This is a genomic window from Nitratidesulfovibrio sp. HK-II (assembly GCF_003402415.2).
GTDB lineage: Bacteria > Desulfobacterota > Desulfovibrionia > Desulfovibrionales > Desulfovibrionaceae > Cupidesulfovibrio.
Genome location: NZ_AP036014.1, coordinates 470229 through 487273 on the forward strand (window position 1 = coordinate 470229; position 17045 = coordinate 487273).

A 17045-nucleotide genomic window follows, 5' to 3' on the forward strand; every position below is an offset into this window, starting at 1 on the left:
CCCGCGAAGCGTGGAGGCACCCTGTACTTGTCGATTTTTTTGTGGAATTATCCTGCTATAACAGAACATTAAATATCATCTAATTCCAAAATTGTTATTTTCAGCATGACGAATATGTAATAAAAAATTCAATGTGACTGCCGTCAAACTCGTTATCTTGCCGTTTTTGGAATTTTCCGCTATCGCACGTGGACCCGCTGCGGATTGCGCATTCGTGTCATTCCGGGGCGGAGTCCACGCCATCCGGAGAACGCGTCCATGTGTCGATTGTTCGCCTTGACTTCGACAGAGCCCGTCTCCCCCATGGTGGCCATCAATGCCCTGAATGTAATGAAGGAAGGGCATGACGGCTCCGGGGTCGGGCTCTATCTATCCGGTCTGTCGGGACCCTTCGCGGAGCATCCCGAATATCCCATCCTTTCCGGCATCTTCACCGAGAAGGGCCTGAAGCGGCTCGACGGGATCATGGACGACCTGGGGTTCCGGCCGTTCCATTCGGTGTCGATCATCAAGTCCACTCCGCCCGCGGGCACGCCCAAACGCGGCGTGTACCTGGCCCGCGCCTACGAGCCGCCCAAGGCCTGGGCCGACCTGCCCGAGGCCGAGCGCACCGCGCAGCTGGTGCAGGCCCGCGTGGCCATCCGCCAGCAGGGCGAGGCCGAGCGCGACATGATGGCCTTCTCGTTCTGGCCGGGCGTGGTGATGATCAAGGAAGTGGGCGATCCGCTCACCGTGGGCGAGTACCTGGGCCTTGACCGGCCCGACCTGCACGCCCGCCGCATCCTGTGCCAGGGCCGCCAGAACACCAACTACGCCATCAACCTGTACGCATGCCACCCGTTCTTCATCGAGGGCGTGTGCACCATGACCAACGGGGAAAACACGGCGTTCATCCCCATCCGCGAATATCTCTCGTCGCGCAACGTGCCCGGCTACATGGGCTACCAGTCCGACTCCGAGGTGTTCACGCACATCATGCACTTCACGCACTACAAGCTGGGCCTGCCGGTGGAGGCGTACAAGCACGTCATCACCCCGCTGTCCGACGCCGAAATGGCCGGTCACCCCGACCGCGACATGCTGGCCCGCCTGAAGGTGCTCTGCCGCAAGATGATCATCGACGGTCCCAACTGCGTCATCGGCTGCCTGCCCGACGGCACCATGTTCATGGCGCAGGACCGCAAGAAGCTGCGCCCCGGCGTCGTCGGCGGCAAGCCCGGCATGTACGCCTTTTCGTCCGAGCTGTGCGGCCTCGACGCCGCCATCCCCGACCGGGACAAGACCCTCGACTTCCAGCCCATGCATCTGGACACGGCCTACGTCCGTCCCGAATGCCAAGAGGTGACCATATGCAGCCAACTGCAGGCATTACCCCGTCAACGCTGAGCGTGAAGGACCTGCCCTGGCAGGTCGAGTGGAACAAGGACACCTGCACCCTGTGCGGGCGGTGTACCTCCGTGTGCCCGGTGAACGCCATCGAGCTTGCCGTGCACAGGAAGCGCGTGGTCGAAACCACCACCGGCCTCTTGCAGAAGCCCAGGAACGCCTATTCGGTGTTCCACGGCATCCGCCAGCGCACCGACGCGGCCTACGCCTGCATCGGCTGCGCCATGTGCACCATGGTCTGTCCCAACAACGCCATCCGGCCCATGCGGCTGGACGAAGGCACCGCGCTGCGCTTTCACAACAACCGGGGGGGCCACGCCCGTACCCGTGGTGGTCGCCGCAACGCGCCGGACAGCCTGCTGGACCAGATCAAGTTCATCCGCATCTCCATGCTCACCGACCCCGCGCTGGACGCCGGGCGGCACGAGTTCGAACTGCGCACCCTGCTGGGCCGCGTGCTGCCGCCCGAACAGGGCCTGAAGGCCTTCCAGGAAAACGGCTGGGTGCCTGCGGTGCGCGAAATCTACCCGCTGGTCATCGGCTCCATGTCCTTCGGCGCGCTGTCCCCCAACATGTGGGAAGGCCTGCAGATGGGCGTCGCCTACCTGAACGAGGAAATGGGCATGCCCGTGCGCATGTGCACCGGCGAAGGCGGCTGCCCGCCGCGCCTGCTGCGCTCGCGCTTCCTCAAGTACGTCATTTTGCAGATTGCCTCGGGCTACTTCGGGTGGGACGAAATCCTGCACGCCATCCCGCAGATGAAGGAAGACCCCTGCGCCATCGAGATCAAGTACGGCCAGGGCGCCAAGCCCGGCGACGGCGGCCTCTTGATGTGGCACAAGGTCAACAAGCTCATCGCCACCATTCGCGGGGTGCCGCCGGGCGTGTCGCTGCCCAGCCCGCCCACCCACCAGACCCAGTATTCCATCGAGGAATCCGTGGCCAAGATGATCCAGTCCATGAGCATGGCCTGGGGATTCCGCGTGCCCGTCTACCCCAAGATATCCGCCACCACCACCTCGCGCGCGGTGCTGAACAACCTGGTGCGCAACCCCTACGCGGCGGGCCTTGCCATCGACGGCGAGGACGGCGGCACCGGGGCGGCCTACAACGTGTCCATGAACCACATGGGCCACCCCATCGCCTCGAACATCCGCGACTGCTACCACGACCTCGTGCAGCAGGGCTGCCAGAACGAGATCCCGCTCATCGCGGGCGGGGGCATCGGCAAGAACGGCAACCTCGCGCACAATGCCGCCGCCCTGATCATGCTGGGCGCCAGCATGGTGCAGGTGGGCAAGTACGTGATGCAGGCCGGGGCCGGGTGCGTGGGGTCGGAAATCGACCGTTGCAACATCTGCAACCTGGGCCGCTGTCCCAAGGGCATCACCTCGCAGGACCCCCGCGTGTACCGCAGGCTGGACCCGGAAAAGGTGGCCGAACGGGTGGTGGACTTCTACCTGGCCTTCGACACCGAGCTGCGCAAGATCTTCGCGCCGCTGGGCCGGTCCACCTCGCTGCCCGTGGGCATGTCCGACGCGCTGGGCATTGCGAACAAACACGCTGCCGACCGGCTCGGCATCCAGTACGTCGTTTAGCATCCGGGGCCTTTCGCCTTCGGGCTTCGTCAGGCGGTCTTCTCCTTCGGGTCACGTACCGAAGAGTACGCTCCCCTCGGAAAAGCCCCGCCTTCCTCGCCGGAAGGCGAAATTCCTCCGGATGCCGGATGCCGGAAGCACCGTGTGAAGAAAAGATTCCGCGCGGCAGACAGGAAATGAAGCTGCGGCGCGGCGAATGAAGATAACGCCGGAAAGGCAACCATACAGCAGCGGAGTGACGCCATGTCCCCCAGCGAAGTGGTCCGCGTAAGCGGCATGGAAGACGGAAAGCGCATCGAATCGCGCATTCTCGAAGAGCGCCTGCAAGGCGTGGTGCGCGACGGCGCGCGCAACGTGGAAGTGGATGCCTGCGGTCAGCACGGCATCGGCGGGCGTTTGTGGATATCGGAACAGGAGCCCGTGCACGTCACCGTGCGCGGGTCGTCGGGCCAGCGGCTGGGGTCGCTGGGCAGCACCGGCACCACGGTGGAAGTGTTCGGTCCCGCGTCGGACGACGTGGGCTGGCTGAACGCTGGCGCCAACATCGTCGTGCACGGCAACGCCGGCAACGGCGCGTGCAACGGCATGGCCCAGGGGCGCGTGTACGTCGGCGGCAACATCGGCTCGCGCGGCATGACCATGACCAAGCACAACCCGCGCTTTTCCGCGCCGGAACTGTGGGTGCTGGGCGGCGTTGGCGACTACTTCGCCGAGTTTATGGCGGGCGGCACCGCCGTGGTCTGCGGCGTGGGCGCGCAGAACCCCGCCAACGTGCTGGGCTACCGTCCCTGCGTGGGCATGGTGGGTGGGCGCATTTTCGTGCACGGCCCGCACGAGGGCTTTTCGCAGGCCGACGCCAAGCAGGTGGCCATCGACGATGCCGCTTGGGCGTGGCTGACCGAAAACCTGGCCGGGTTCCTGGCCGCCATCGGCAAGTCGGACCTGCTGGCCGGGCTTTCGGTGCGCGAGGACTGGCAGTGCATCGCCGCGCGCGGCCCGTTCGAGAAGACGGGCAAGACGCGCCGCGCCATCGCCGATTTTCGCCGCAACGTGTGGGAGAAGGAACTGGGCATGGGCGGCCTTGTGGGCGACCTGACCTCGGTGGACCGCAGCCCCATTCCGCTCATCACCACCGGTGAGCTGCGCCGCTTCGTGCCGGTGTGGGAAAACGGCCAGCACATGGCCCCCTGCCAGTCCAGCTGTCCCACCGGCATGCCGGTGCAGGAGCGCTGGCGGCTGGTGCGCGAAGGCCTCATCGACGAGGCGGTGGACGTGGCCCTGGCCTACACCCCCTTCCCGGCCACCGTGTGCGGCTATCTGTGCCCCAACCTGTGCATGCAGGGCTGTTCGCGCAGCCTGCAACGCATGAAGCCCGTGGACATCACCCAGATCGGCAAGGCGGGCGCTGCATCGCGCGCGCCCAAGCTGCCCCCGCTGACCGGCACCAAGGTGGCCGTCATCGGCGGCGGCGCGGCGGGCATTTCCGTGGCGTGGCAGCTGCGCATGCGCGGCATCGCCGCCACCGTGTACGACATGGACAAGGAACTGGGCGGCAAGATCAGCTCGGCCATTCCCGGCAGCCGCATCCCGCAGGACGTGCTGGACGCGGAACTGGCGCGCGCCCGCGAGGTGCTGCCCCATGTGCACCTGCAACAGCGCCTGGGCAAGGACGAGTTCGCCCAGTTGAAGTCCGACAACGACTTCGTGGTGCTGGCCACCGGGGCCAACACCCCGCGCATGCTGCCGGTGCCCGGCAAGGAACTGGCGCGCACCGCGCTGGAATTCCTGAAGTCGGCCAAGTCCGGCTCCGGCACCGTGGGCAAGCGCGTGGTCATCGTGGGCGCGGGCAACGTGGGCTGCGACGTGGCCACCGAGGCCGCGCGGCTGGGGGCGGAATCCATCACCCTCATCGACATCCAGACCCCGGCGGCCTTCGGCAAGGAAAAGGAAGAGGCGGAACACGTGGGAGCCACCTTCCGCTGGCCCTGCTTCACCAAGGAGATCACCCCCGAAGGGCTGGTGCTGACCACCGGCGAGCTGCTGCCCGCCGAAACGGTCATCTTCTCCATCGGCGATGCGCCCGGCCTCGACTACCTGACTGACGACATCGCCGTGGAGCGCGGCCACGTGGTGGTCAACGACATCCAGCAGACCACCGACGCGCGCGTCTTCGCCATCGGCGACGCGGTGCGCCCCGGCCTGCTCACCCAGGCCATCGGCATGGGCCGCAAGGCCGCCGAAGCCATCGTGGAGATGGCCGAAGGCAAGCGCCCCGTGTCCGACACCCGCAAGATGATCGACTATTCCCGCGTGAAGCTGGAATACTACGACCCGCGCATCGACAACTTCCAGGACCTCGGCCAGTGCGGCGACGCCTGCGCCAGTTGCGGCGCGTGCCGCGACTGCGGCATCTGCGAGACCATCTGCCCGCAGGCGGCCATCAGCCGCCGCGAAGTGCAGGGCGGTTGCGGCTTCGAGATGGCCGTGGACGCCGAAAAGTGCATCGGCTGTGGTTTCTGCGCCGGGGCCTGCCCGTGCGGCATCTGGAACCTGGTGGAGAACACCCCGATGGAATAACCGGCCTCGCGGTCGGTTTGCCTGAAAGAAAACGGGCGGTCCTTCCTTGCGGAAGGGCCGCCCTTAAATTTGCCGACAAAGGTTTTTTTCGTGAAGAGTGGGGGTCTGCCCCACGCCCCGCAAGGGGGCCGCGCCCCCTTGACCCCTTTTGGGGTAGAACTGCCTGGGGGGGGGCGGTAATCTCAGGGCGATCCTTCCGAAGGGAGGATCGCCCGTTTTCATTGCGGACGGGGCGGACGGGGAACTGCGCGAAGGGGGAGGTTCCCGGTCGGCTTTCCTGCCGGTTGGCAGTGGTCCCTACCGCAAGATGAACCCCATGGCCTTCAGGTCCTTGGCCCAGCAGCCCCACGGCCCGGTCAGGAAGGTGGCCTGCATGGTCTTGGGGTTGAAGCGCACCTTGGCGTCCTGGTCCAGGTGGCACTGGCGGTCGTAGTTGGTGTGGGTGATGCGCAGGGTCCACGTGCCGTCCTTGTTGGGGCAGGTTTCCTCCACGTACACCGGGTGGCCGGTGGGCATGCCCCGGCCCTTGTTGGCATCCAGCACCATCACCGATCCCGGCGTGGGCGTGCGGGTGGTGGCCCCGTTGCGCTGGGCGCAGGTGAACCACTGCACCGGGCTGGTATCGCCCAGGCGGCAGGTGTCGATGCCGGTGCGGCAGCGGGCGTAGATCAGGCTTTGCGGCTGACAGCGCCCGGCGACCTTCACCGTCTTGCCCTTCTTGTCCCTTTTGGTGGTGGTTGCGCCGGGCCGCAGCGAATAGCACTGGCCGCGCACCTTTTCCTGGTTCATGGACACGCACTGGCCTTGCAGTACGCCGGTCAGCGGATCGCACGCGGCGTCGTCGGAAAGGGGCGGCGTGGTGGGCGAGTGGGGCTTGCTGGCCGTCTCGCGCATTTTGGCGGCCTCGGCGTCCTGAACGGAGCCGGGCGCGGGTTGCGTCTGGGCCGTGGATGCAGGGGGCGTGGCATCGGCCACGGGTGCGGGCTTGGCGCACCCGGTGAGCAGGAGCGCCGCCAGCAGCAGGGCGGAAACGGCGGCGGACACGGGGGCAGGCAGGGAATGGCGAAGAGCGAGTGTGCCGGGCACGGTTCCTCCGGTAATGCGTGTAAGGGGCGGGCCGTCTGGCCCGTGCGCGTGGCGGCGGGGGCATGCCGGTGGCGCGCCATCCGTTGTTGTCGTCTATCCGGGAGGGTGGTGTGCGTCAATGTGACGGGGGGGGTGATGATGGGTGATGATGGGCGATGCGGACAATGGAGGCGGGGAGGGGGATGGGGACAGGGCGCGGCGGGCCTCGACCCGATTCCGCCGGTTTCTGGGACTCCGTGGTGCGGCGGGGGGTTGCGGCTGGCTGCCACTGCGGTATGGTGGAGACAAGTACCGCAAGGCAACCGACTGCATGGGGTGAACGATGCACGGAACGGAGCAGACAGGCCGGATGGACGGGGGAGGCGGGGCGGAACAGCGTCTGGCGTGGCAGGAGCGGGGAACGGTATGCGCCGCGCGCGGCCTGTTCCGGCTGCCGGTGGCCCTGCTCGTGCCGGTCGTGGTGATGGGGCTGGTGGCGTTGGCCGTGCCTGCCCGCGCGCTGGACGACATCGCCAACCTCAAGGGCATGGGCGTGGTGGCGGCCGGACAGGTCAAGCGAATGGACTGCCCGGCCTCGGGCCGCTTCAACTGCAACTCGTGGCCCAGCAATTTCCTGAAGTTCGAGTACGAGAGCATCTGCTTCGCCACCGACCCCGGTGTGTGCGGCGCGTACTGCAAGGGGATTCTGGCAACGGATAAAAACAAGTCCGTGTATTTCTTCGAATCCGTTCCGGGGGGCGATCTGGCCCAGCGCCGGGCGCGCGGCTACGAGTGCCCGCCCGGCTTTTAGGGCGGGCGTGACTCCTCCCCGTCGTCCGCCTCGTTTCGCGGGAGCTCGAAGTGATGGCGTGAACGGCTCGCCGCCCGGCAGTGGCGGTGGCTGCGGCGGTTTGCCCCATCCACTCCTTTTTTTCGCCTGGCGGACTCCCGTTGTCCGGCCCGTCGCGTTCAAGCTGCCCGATCCCTCTCCGGCCCCCCTGCCCAACGGTCCTGCCCGGCGCGTGCCGCCAGCGCGGGCCGCTTTGCCCGGGGCGGCGGATGTGCTACGGAACCCGCACATCCTGCCCGTTCCGCACACCCACCGGAGGTTCCATGCCCGCCACCGACGCCCCCCTCGCCAAATGGATGTTCCTGCACCTGCTGCACGGCTTCAGCCAGTCGGGCTACGCCATGGCCGGGGCCAACGAACTGCTGGGCGAACTGGACAAGCTGCACCCCCAGCAGCGCAAGGCGCGGGTGCTGTTCGGCACGGGGCTGCTGCGCCAGGCGCTGCTGCTGAACCCGCTGGATGCGGGCCTGCGCGGGCTGGTGGGGCAGCTGGGCGGCATGTCGCCGCAGTCGCCCGCCTACGCCGCGTGGCTGAAGGCGTCCGCCGCCGTGCTGGACGGCCAGCCACAGGTGCCCGCCAACGAAGCCTTCGGCCGGGCCTGGGACCTGCCCGCCGACCCGGACGCGGTGCTGGCCGCGTGCCGCGAATCCACCGCCCCCGGCGACGTGTTCGCCTGCCTGATGCGTCTGTGGGAAATGGGCGTGTGGGAACAGACGGCGGCGGGTATCGCGCAGTTTCTCGCATCCCCGGCGGCCCCGGCGGGCGCGGGCGTGCTGGCCCACGCCGCTCATGCGGCGGGTGACGCCGTCCTGCGCGACGAACTGCTGGCCAAGGCCCTGCCCTGCCCGCTGGTTACCCTGCTGCGCGCCCGCATGGTCGAGGCCGCCGCCGATCTTTCCACGGCCCGCGCCCTGTACATGGAAGCGCTGGACGCAGAGCCCGCCCTGCTGTTCCTGGTGCGCCACCTGGCCCAGATGGGCAGGCCCGAGGCCCCGGCCTCGGTGCTGGAGGCGCGGCGCATCGGCGTCGGTTTCTACACCTGGAACAAGTTGCAGGTGACCCTGGACACCCTGGCCAGCCTGCTGGCCTCGGACATCGGCGGTGCGCATGTGGCGCTCATCAACAACGGGTCCACGGCCTTTTCCCGCGACGAGTTCGAAGCGGGCGTGCGCGCGGTGGCCGCCGGGCGGCAGGTGGAACTCATCCAGTTGCCCATCAACATCGGCGCGCCTGCGGCCCGCAACTGGCTGTGGCACCTCGACTCCATGCGCGACAGGGACCTGTTCGCCTTCCTGGACGACGACGTGCTGCTGCCGCGCACATGGCTGCGCAACTACGTGCAGGACATGGACGAGATGCCCGGCACCGTTGTCGTCGGCCCGCAGGGGGTGAACCCCGGCACGCTGCCCACGGTGCAGTACGTGGCCCGCTTTTTCGAGAAGACCGGCAAGCACCTCATCCGGTTCACCAACAATGCGCCGCTGGTCATGGATTTCGGCCAGTACGGGCAGCGCCGCCCGTGCCTTTCGGTGATGGGCTGCTGCCATCTGCTGGACAAGGCGGCCTGCGCCCGGCTGGGCGTGCCCGATTTCGACCTGCGCTTCTCGCCCTCGCAGGTGGATGACCTGGAGCACGACATCCAGGTGTGGAAGGCGGGCGGCCGGGTGGTCTACGACGGCCGGGTGCGCGTGGTGCACCGCCAGGACGCCGGGCGCGCCGCGCCGCTGTCCGAGGCATCGTGGGGGCACGTGTGGGGCAACCATTACAAGATGGAGCGCAAGTTCACCGAACAGGAACTGGCCAGCGTGGACAAGGCCACCCGCGCCGCCGACGTGGCCGACCTGGTGGACGCCTACGAGGCCGTGGCCGCGCAACTGCCCCCGGCCGCGCGGTCGTACGTGGGGCTGTGCGTGCGCACCCTGCAGGCGGCGGCCGCCGAGAACGCATTGTAGGCAGGCCCCGCGTCACGTCGCGGAACGTTGAAAATGACGGCGGCGCGCTCCGGAAGGGGCGCGCCGTTCCTGCGTCGGGCGGGGTGAGGGAGCGGGGAGGCCGAGCTTCTATGCGTACCGGGCGCGTACGGCCCGGAACACTTCGGGCATGCGGTCGTACTGGTGCACCATGACGGCGGGCACGCCCGCGTCGTTCAGGATGTCGCCGTGGGCATCGGCGGCGGGCGGGGTGGCCTTGTAGCCCAGGGTCAGGATGGGCCCGGCGTTGTCGTGCACGGTGACCTCGGGCAGGTGGCCGCCGTGCAGCAGGTGGTTGTGCACGCCCTGGTCGTACCCGGCCATGCCGGTGGGCGGCGGGGGCGTGCCGTCCGGTACTGGCGGGGGCGGCGCGGGGGAGAACGGCAGCAGCAGCCCGGTCAGCCGTTCCAGATAGTCCAGCATGGCCGCGTGGCCGCCCACGGTGGTGCCGGAGCAGGATATGCGCCGCCCGGCCAGCGCCCGCCACGCCGCCTCGCCCAGGTGCCCGGTGGTCCAGCGGGTCATGTACGGGCACGCGCCGATGGTCATGCGGGCGTCTTCCAGAGTGACGTTGAGCCCTTCTGTCCACGGAAAGGAGAACGGGTCGCGCTGAAAGATCACGTCGCGCACGTCGGTGATCAGGACCCGCGCGTACGGGCGCGGGGCCTGCCGCAGCAGGTCCAGGTACAGGAAGTAGCGCAGCGCGTTGTAAGGCAGGTGGGCCAACGCGGGCGGCCGCTCGAAGGGCAGGACGTCCGCGCCCATGTCGGCCATGCGGCCGGTGTCGCGGGTGGTGGGCGAGGCGAACAGCACGCACCGCCCCGCGAAGCCGGTGGCCCGCAGGGACGCGAGGAACGGGCGTACGTCGCCCGCGTGGTATCCGGCGGCAAGGCCCATGACCAGTGTGGGGCCGGGCGTGGAATCGGGCTGGGGGCCAGCCGCGTCGCGCGTGGGCGCGTCTTCCGGCCCGGCGGAGGGGGCGTCCGGCAAGGCGTGGGAGATTTCGGGGGCGAGGGGCGTGGTCACGCCACAGGCTTGCCCCGCGCAGCGCCAAATTGCAAGTGCGGCGCGGCAAGGGGGGGGCGGGCCGTGACGGGGGGGCGGGGGCGAAACCCGTCCGCGTCCGCCTACACAGGCACGGCCACGATGCCGGTGATGTCGTTCTCGTAGTCGCCGGAATTCTTGTATTCGCGGTACCCGCACGAGGGGGCCGCGCCCAGGGCATGGCGCCGCCCCAGCATGTCGTGGATGCAACTGACCCCGGCCGGGTCGCCGGTGCGGGCTTGCGGCGGCAGGGTCAGCATGTGGCCGGGCAGGATGTCCGGGCTGGTGGAGGACACCACCGTGCCGCCCGCGTCCACGTACAGGCCAAAGGCCCCGCGCAGGGGGGCCTGCGCCGCGTCGCGGGGCAGGGCGTCCGCCAGCATGGCCTCGAACTGCGGCCCGGAATCGAACACGATGCCGATGCCGCCCACCGTGGTGCGCTCGTCGTCGGGGTGCATGATGGCGGCGTTGTAGATGTAGGTGGGCCGCCCGCCGTACAGGTCGGAGGGGGCAAAGGGCGACACCCGGTATTCCTGCTGGTTGCGGATGGATTGCACGGTCTGGCGCACGAAGTCGCACCCCGAAAGGTCGCGCCCCACGCAGCCCTCGTTTTCCGGGTTGGAGACGGCCACCACCACCCCGGCGGCGTTGTACACGCACAGGTCGTGGTACACCGTGTACAGGCCGTGGATGTAGCGCAGTATTTCCGTCATGCCGCGCCGGGCCGCCTCGGGCGGCAGGGCCCGGCCGTGGCCCGCGGCAGCCAGCACCTGGCGGAAGGCGGGCGTCAGCGCCCACCAGCGGCAGTCGTTGGCCCGCTCGTACAGGTTGCGTTCCATGATGTCGCAGGCCAGCGCGGCCTTGAAGCGCAGGTCGCTGAGCAAGGCCGAGGAAACCGTGGCGTACAGGTCGTCGATGGACTTGACGAACATGTCCTTGGTCTTGTGGCCGATCTTGCGGATTTCGTCGAGCACCGGCAGGAATTCCTGGGCGTTGCGCTGCACGGCGATGATCTGGCCGTTGATGACCACAAGGCCCAGATCCTGGTTCACGTCCTCGGACGTGGCGGCGATGTCCAGCAGGTCGTCCGAGAAGATGCACGAAGGCTCGGCGCTGTCGTCCTTCCGCGTCCCTCTGTCGCCGTCCGTTACGCCCTCCCTGTCGGCGGGCGGGTGCAGCCCCTGGGCCATCCGGGCCAGGTTCGCGCCGTCGCCGGTGCCGCCGTCCTCTCCGTCACAGGCAAAGGCGGCGTGCGGCGGAGTGGCCGCGCAGCCGCGCCAGCCCAGCCCCAGGTACCCTTGGTAGCCGTTGGTGGGGGTGCTGAAGGCCAGGTATTCCTCGCTGCCGCTGCCCAGGGATGTCAGCGCGCCGGGAGCCCGGTTGCCCAGGCACGAGCCCACCCGGAAATCGCCGGGCGCGCTTGACGCGATGACCGTGCCCGCCTCGTCGGTAAGACAGAGCACCACGTCTTGCCGACCGTTGACCAGCTTGCGGAAGATGCCCTCCATTTCGTCCTCGAAGCGGAAGCACAGACACAGCACCCCCAGCGGGCGGCCCGTCTCCGGGTGCAGGATGCGGTGCGAGAAGATGTGGGCCGCGGGTCTGCCGGGGCGCAGGTCGGACGGGCGGAAGGTTTCCAGGTAGCCGTCGTCGGCCAGGGTTGCGGCCACCAGCGGGTCTGCCGAGGCGCGCACCGGGGTGGCCTCGTCAAGCTGGGCGCGCACCCGGCCGTGCGTGTCGAGCACGAGGATTTCGTCGTAGACGGTGTACTTGGCGCGGTAGTCGCGCAGTCGGCGGCGCACGGCGGCGCAGGCGTCGTCCCCGGTGACGGAGGGCATGAGGGGCATGGCGGTCGGGGGGGCTGCGGGGGAGGGTGGGGGCGCGTGCTCGTCATTCCCCATGCCCGCCGCGCAGGTGTCGGTATCGCCGTCGCTGGCGGCCAGAAAGTCAACCAGCACCCCGTCGGTGGCCAGAAACCCCACGTCCGCTGTGCGCTCGAACAGGTTGCGCACCACGATGTCCACGGCCACCTGGGCCATGGCCCCCAGTTCCAGCGCCACCTTGCGGGTGTTTTCGCGGGCCAGGCTGTCGATGAGCCGTTCCTGCAATTCCTGGAACTTGCGCTGGGCCTGGTCCATGGAATCCAGCAGGGTGGCGGCCACGGAAAGGCTGTTGATCTTGCCGGTCAGGGAGACGCGGGTCCACCATTTGGAGAGTGAACTCAGCGAACTGCGGTATTCGCCTATGCCGGGCATGTGGTGCAGGTACTTTCGCAACTCCGCGTCTATGCTCATGTTTTTGTTCCGCTGGTGTTATTTTTACGAGAACGCAAAAAAGCGGGCGATAATTCTAGCGTCATATCCCTTGTATTGCCATGATTGTAAATATCATTATTCCCTTGACTGCTGCCAGATTGCAGTGTGCACTCGAATAATGCTTTGCAATCACATGGCTTTCCTGAAGCTGAAAAATGTAAAAAATCCCCCAGGCGAGCCTGGGGGTGGGATGAAGACGGGTAGGGTTGCCGGTTCGTTAGGTGGGGAGGCCCGTGGGCGCGCACGGGGAATCGTCGCAAGGAGGCGCGCGCCTGCATCACGGGTCGCCCTGCGCGGCCCGTGGGTGCGGGGCAAGGCGCGCCGCCCGACCGCCCGGTCGCGTGGTTGCGGCGGGCGGCGGAAGGCCCCGTTACAGCGGCGCGTCAGCTGGCATGGCGGGCAGGATGGCCGCGCGCAAGGCATCGAAGGCGGCCTGATGCGGGGCTTGCCGCGCGCAGGCATGGCCCCGGGCGTGCATGTCCACCGGGGCCACGCAGCCCTCCGTGAGCACGGCGGCCTCGTCGCAAAACAGCGGGATGAGACGCACGTCGTGCGTGACGAACAGGTAGGCGGTACCGGTGGCGCGGCGCAGTTCGGTCAGCAGGTCCAGGATGCGGGCCTGCACCAGCATGTCCAGGCTGCTCAGGGCTTCGTCCAGCAGGATCAGCCGGGGCCGGGGGGCCAGCGCGCGGGCTATGCACACCCGTTGCAGTTGCCCGCCGCTCAGGCGGTGGGGCAGCCGGTCCAGCAGGGCCGGGGAAAGGCGCACCTGCTCCAGCAGTTCACCAGCGCGGGCGCGGCGCTGGCGGCGGTCGAGCGTGGTGAAGTTTTCCAGCGGCTCGCCGATGATGCGCTCCACGGTCAGGCGCGGGTTCACCGCGTTCACCGAATTCTGGAAGACCACCTGCACGTGGCGGCGGTCCTTGCCGAGTCCGTGGCGGGTATCGCGCCCCCAGGCACGCCCCATGAAGCGCACCTCGCCGCCATCGGGCCGTTCCAGGCCCAGGGCGATGCGGCACAGGGTGCTCTTGCCCGCTCCGCTGGGGCCCACAACGCCGGTGCACCCGCCTTCCCGCACGGTCAGGTCCACGCCTCGCAGCACCTCGCGCACCTGGCTCGGGGCAAACCACCCGCCGGTGCGATAGCTGCGGGTGACGCCCCGCAGTTCCAGCAGGGGCGGGGCGTCGTTGCCGCCGGTGACGCCGGGGCGGTTGGGGAGCACGGAAGGGGCGGTGTCGGCGGGATGCATGGTGGTGTCCTTCATGGGCGGCCTGCGGGGGCGGAAGGAGGGGCAGGATGCTGCTGCACGCTGCCGTCCCCCTGCGGCGGGCACTGGCCGTACAGCCGGTGGTGCGCGGCCAGCAGGGCCTGGGTGTAGGGGTGGCGGGGCGCGGCGAACAGGGCGCGCGCGTCGCCCTGTTCCACCACGCGGCCATGGCGCATGACGGCCATGTGGTCGGCCATGCGGGCCGCCACGCTGAGGTCATGGGTCACCAGCAGGATGGCCGTGTTCCGGGTGCGCCGCACCTGGTCCAGCAGGTCCAGCACGAGGGCCTGCGAGGGCAGATCGAGGTCGGTGGTGGGCTCGTCGGCAATGAGCAGTTCCACGTCCAGCATCAGCGCCAGGGCGATCATCACCCGCTGGAGCATGCCGCCGCTCATCTGGAACGGGTAGTGCCGCAGGATGGCGTCCGCATCGGCAAAGCCCACCTCGCGCAGGGCGGACAGCGCGGCCTTGCGCCAGCCGGTCCGGCTGTCGCCCGTGGCTGCGTCGGGCAGATGCGCGGCCAGGGTTTCCTGGAAATGCGCGCCAATGGTGAACACCGGGTCGAAGCAACTGGCCGGGTTCTGCAGCACGTAGGCCGCGTTGCGCCCGCGCAGCAGGCGCAGCCGTTCCGGCGGCGCGCCGTCCACGGCTTGCCCGGCCACGCGGATGGAGCCCGCCGCCCGGACCACCCCTTCCGGCAGCATGCCCAGCAGGGCCATGCAGGTCAGCGACTTGCCGCACCCGCTGGGCCCCACCAGGCACACCACCTGGCCGCGCTCCACTGTCAGGTCCACGGGGCCGACCAGCGGGGGTGCCGCATCCGTGACGCCCGATCGTGGGACGGCGCGGCGCAAATCCAGCCCGCGCACGGCCAGCGCGGGGACGGTGACGGGAGTCCCTGCGCTGGCGGGAACCTCTGGTGTCATGCCGCTCATGCCGCCTCCTCGCGTGCGCCCGTGCCGATGCCGCCGAAGTCCGGCGCACCGGGCTCCGCATCCTCATGCTCTTCCATGCCGTCCATGCCATGCGGCCCGGCGGGGCCCTGCGGCGCGCAGTCCGTCTCGCGCGCGGCGGCGGGGTCCAGCGCGTCGCGCAGGGCGTCGCCCAGCAGGTTGAATGCCATCACCGTCACGAAGATCATCAGGCCGGGGTACAGCAACAGCTCCGGGTGGGTGCCGATGTATTCGCGCGCGTCGCCGATCATCACCCCCCATTCCGGCGTCGGGGGGCGCACCCCAAGCCCCAGGAAGGACAGCCCGGAGACGTGCAGCAGCATGTGGCCCACGTCCAGCCCGGCCATGACCAGCATCTGGGCCAGCACCGGTGGCAGGATGTGCCGCAGCACCAGCCGCGCGGGTCGGGTGCCCGCCGCGCGCGCGGCCAGCACGTATTCGCGCTGCTTCAGCCCCAGCACCAGCCCGCGCGCGAACCGCGCGTACCAGGCCCAGTGGGTGCAGGCCACGGCGATGACCACGTTGCTCAGGCCCGAGCCCAGCAGCCCCACCAGGAACAGCGCAAGGATGAAGGTGGGAAAGGTCATGAACACGTCGCAGGCGCGCATGAGCAGGCCGTCCACCCGGCCGCCCGCGTAGCCCGCCACGCAGCCCGCTGTCAGCCCCACGGCCACGATGCAGGTCAGGATGGCGGCCACGGCGAACAGCGAGACCCGCGTGCCGTGACACAGCCGGGCCAGCACGCTGCGGCCCAGGTGGTCGGTGCCCAGGGGTTCCTCCAGGCTGGGGGCCTCGAACTTGCGGGTGATGTCCACGTCGTCCGGGGCGCGGGGAGAGAAGGCGGGCGCGAACACGGCCATGGTCAGGATGATGCACAGCAGGGCCAGCGCGGCCAGGGCCGTGGGCCGCGACAGCAACTGGCGCAGCAGGGCGCTGCCGGGGGGGGTGTCGAAAGCGGCCGGGGGGGCCATGGAGGGCGTTTCGGCGGCGAGGGTTTCCGTACTCATGCGCGGTCCTCCCCCAGGCGGATGCGCGGGTCCGCCCATGCGTACAGGATGTCCACGGCCAGGTTGCACAGCACGAAGATGGCCGTCATCAGCAGCATGAAGCACTGCAATATGGGGTAGTCGCGGTTGTACACGGCGGACACGGCATAGCGGCCCACGCCCGGCCAGGCGAACACCGTTTCCACGATCACCGCGCCGCCCAGCAGTTCGCCCACGTGCATGCCGAGGGATGTCAGCACCGGGATCAGCGAGTTCTTGAACATGTGCCGCCACACCACGCCGCGTTCGGAAAGGCCGCGGGCCCGTGCATACATGATGTGCCGGGCATGCATGTTTTCGAGCAGGCTGGTGCGGATGAGCCGGGTGTTGATGCCCATGGACATCAACGACAGGGTGACGGCGGGCAGCGCCAGATGCTCGATGCCGCCGCGCCCCAGCGCGGGCAGCCAGCCCAGCTTGACCGCGAACAGCCACACCAGCAGGAAGCCCAGCCAGAAGTTGGGCAAGGATACGCTGGTGTAGGACAGGGCTCGGGCCGCGTTGTCCAGCGGGCGGTCGCGGTGCAGGGCCGCGCCAACCCCCAGGGGCACGCTGACGGCCAGGGTGAGCAGCAGGGCCGCCCCGGCCAGTTGCAGGGTGGCGGGCAGGTAGTGCAGCACCTCGCCCAGCACCGGGCGGCCGGTGACGTAGGAGTTGCCGAAGTCACCGGTGACGGCGCGGGCCAGCCAGCGGGCGTACTGTTGCCACAGGGGCAGGTCCAGTTCCAGCATGCGGCGGGCGGTGGCCAGGGCCTCGTCGGTGGGGGGGATGCGCGAAAGGCGCAGGTAGGCCATGGCCGGGTCGCCCTGGGCGGCGCGCAGCAGCAGGAAGACCACCACCGAGACCAACAGCAGCAGGGGAATGAGCGCGGCGAGGCGTTTCAGGATGTAGGCGGGCATGCGTGGTTTCCGGGGCTGGGGGAGCAGCGGTATCGACTGTTGGGGGGACGTGTTCGCGCCAGTCGGCCGCATCAG

At 68.9% G+C, this 17045-nt stretch carries 12 protein-coding genes; 5 read left to right on the forward strand and 7 right to left on the reverse strand.

The features are described from left to right. Positions 1-258 precede the first annotated feature (258 nt). The 3 genes from RVX_RS01735 to RVX_RS01745 all read left to right on the forward strand — a co-directional run bounded on the left by RVX_RS01735 (position 259) and on the right by RVX_RS01745 (position 5561). Entirely contained in the window at positions 259-1386 is a 1128-nt protein-coding gene (locus RVX_RS01735) for a glutamate synthase (RefSeq protein WP_172596613.1), read from the forward strand. Further along, positions 1350-2984, forward strand: coding sequence for a glutamate synthase-related protein (locus RVX_RS01740; protein WP_420192396.1), 1635 nt, complete (start codon positions 1350-1352; stop codon positions 2982-2984). The genes RVX_RS01735 and RVX_RS01740 overlap by 37 nt, the downstream gene beginning before the upstream one ends. Before the next feature lie 243 nt (positions 2985-3227). After that, positions 3228-5561 (forward strand): FAD-dependent oxidoreductase, encoded by a 2334-nt coding sequence (locus RVX_RS01745; RefSeq protein WP_116306860.1) that lies wholly within the window; start codon positions 3228-3230, stop codon positions 5559-5561. Positions 5562-5858: 297 nt separating this feature from the next. On the opposite strand, the gene RVX_RS01750 is transcribed toward RVX_RS01745, so the two are convergent. After that, complete coding sequence (locus tag RVX_RS01750; RefSeq protein ID WP_116306858.1) at positions 5859-6647, reverse strand: hypothetical protein; 789 nt, start codon at positions 6645-6647, stop codon at positions 5859-5861. A 349-nt stretch (positions 6648-6996) separates the two neighbouring features. Here RVX_RS01750 and RVX_RS01755 point away from each other — a divergent pair, with 349 nt between their 5' ends. Further along, positions 6997-7437: a hypothetical protein gene (locus RVX_RS01755; protein WP_116306856.1), complete on the forward strand. Its 441-nt coding sequence runs from the start codon at positions 6997-6999 to the stop codon at positions 7435-7437. A 302-nt stretch (positions 7438-7739) separates the two neighbouring features. Next, positions 7740-9428 (forward strand): glycosyltransferase, encoded by a 1689-nt coding sequence (locus tag RVX_RS01760; RefSeq protein WP_116306854.1) that lies wholly within the window; start codon positions 7740-7742, stop codon positions 9426-9428. Between the two features lie 108 nt (positions 9429-9536). Here RVX_RS01760 and RVX_RS01765 read toward each other — a convergent pair whose 3' ends face one another. The 6 genes from RVX_RS01765 to nikB form a co-directional block, all read right to left on the reverse strand. Beyond that, positions 9537-10472 (reverse strand): hypothetical protein, encoded by a 936-nt coding sequence (locus RVX_RS01765; protein WP_116306853.1) that lies wholly within the window; start codon positions 10470-10472, stop codon positions 9537-9539. Positions 10473-10573: 101 nt separating this feature from the next. Further along, a complete protein-coding gene (locus RVX_RS01770) occupies positions 10574-12784 on the reverse strand; it encodes a cache domain-containing protein (RefSeq protein WP_116306851.1) in 2211 nt (736 codons plus the stop codon). 391 nt (positions 12785-13175) lie between these two features. Beyond that, positions 13176-14069 (reverse strand): ABC transporter ATP-binding protein, encoded by an 894-nt coding sequence (locus RVX_RS01775; RefSeq protein ID WP_230404690.1) that lies wholly within the window; start codon positions 14067-14069, stop codon positions 13176-13178. Then, complete coding sequence (locus RVX_RS01780; protein ID WP_116306849.1) at positions 14066-15007, reverse strand: ABC transporter ATP-binding protein; 942 nt, start codon at positions 15005-15007, stop codon at positions 14066-14068. Before RVX_RS01780 ends, RVX_RS01775 begins: the two co-directional genes overlap by 4 nt. After that, positions 15004-16032: a nickel ABC transporter permease subunit NikC gene (gene nikC, locus RVX_RS01785; RefSeq protein ID WP_116306846.1), complete on the reverse strand. Its 1029-nt coding sequence runs from the start codon at positions 16030-16032 to the stop codon at positions 15004-15006. The genes RVX_RS01780 and nikC overlap by 4 nt, the downstream gene beginning before the upstream one ends. After that, positions 16029-16970: a nickel ABC transporter permease subunit NikB gene (gene nikB, locus RVX_RS01790; protein ID WP_116306844.1), complete on the reverse strand. Its 942-nt coding sequence runs from the start codon at positions 16968-16970 to the stop codon at positions 16029-16031. The genes nikC and nikB overlap by 4 nt, the downstream gene beginning before the upstream one ends. Positions 16971-17045: the final 75 nt, after the last annotated feature.

Excerpts from the sequence above, each read along its gene's own strand:
- RVX_RS01770 (WP_116306851.1), bottom strand. The coding sequence starts at position 12,784 with ATGAGCATAGACGCGGAGTTGCGAAAGTACCTGCACCACATGCCCGGC.
- RVX_RS01735 (WP_172596613.1), top strand. The coding sequence starts at position 259 with ATGTGTCGATTGTTCGCCTTGACTTCGACAGAGCCCGTCTCCCCCATG.
- RVX_RS01740 (WP_420192396.1), top strand. The coding sequence starts at position 1,350 with ATGCAGCCAACTGCAGGCATTACCCCGTCAACGCTGAGCGTGAAGGAC.
- RVX_RS01745 (WP_116306860.1), top strand. The coding sequence starts at position 3,228 with ATGTCCCCCAGCGAAGTGGTCCGCGTAAGCGGCATGGAAGACGGAAAG.
- nikC (WP_116306846.1), bottom strand. The coding sequence starts at position 16,032 with ATGAGTACGGAAACCCTCGCCGCCGAAACGCCCTCCATGGCCCCCCCG.
- RVX_RS01760 (WP_116306854.1), top strand. The coding sequence starts at position 7,740 with ATGCCCGCCACCGACGCCCCCCTCGCCAAATGGATGTTCCTGCACCTG.
- RVX_RS01755 (WP_116306856.1), top strand. The coding sequence starts at position 6,997 with ATGGACGGGGGAGGCGGGGCGGAACAGCGTCTGGCGTGGCAGGAGCGG.
- RVX_RS01775 (WP_230404690.1), bottom strand. The coding sequence starts at position 14,069 with ATGAAGGACACCACCATGCATCCCGCCGACACCGCCCCTTCCGTGCTC.
- nikB (WP_116306844.1), bottom strand. The coding sequence starts at position 16,970 with ATGCCCGCCTACATCCTGAAACGCCTCGCCGCGCTCATTCCCCTGCTG.
- RVX_RS01780 (WP_116306849.1), bottom strand. The coding sequence starts at position 15,007 with ATGAGCGGCATGACACCAGAGGTTCCCGCCAGCGCAGGGACTCCCGTC.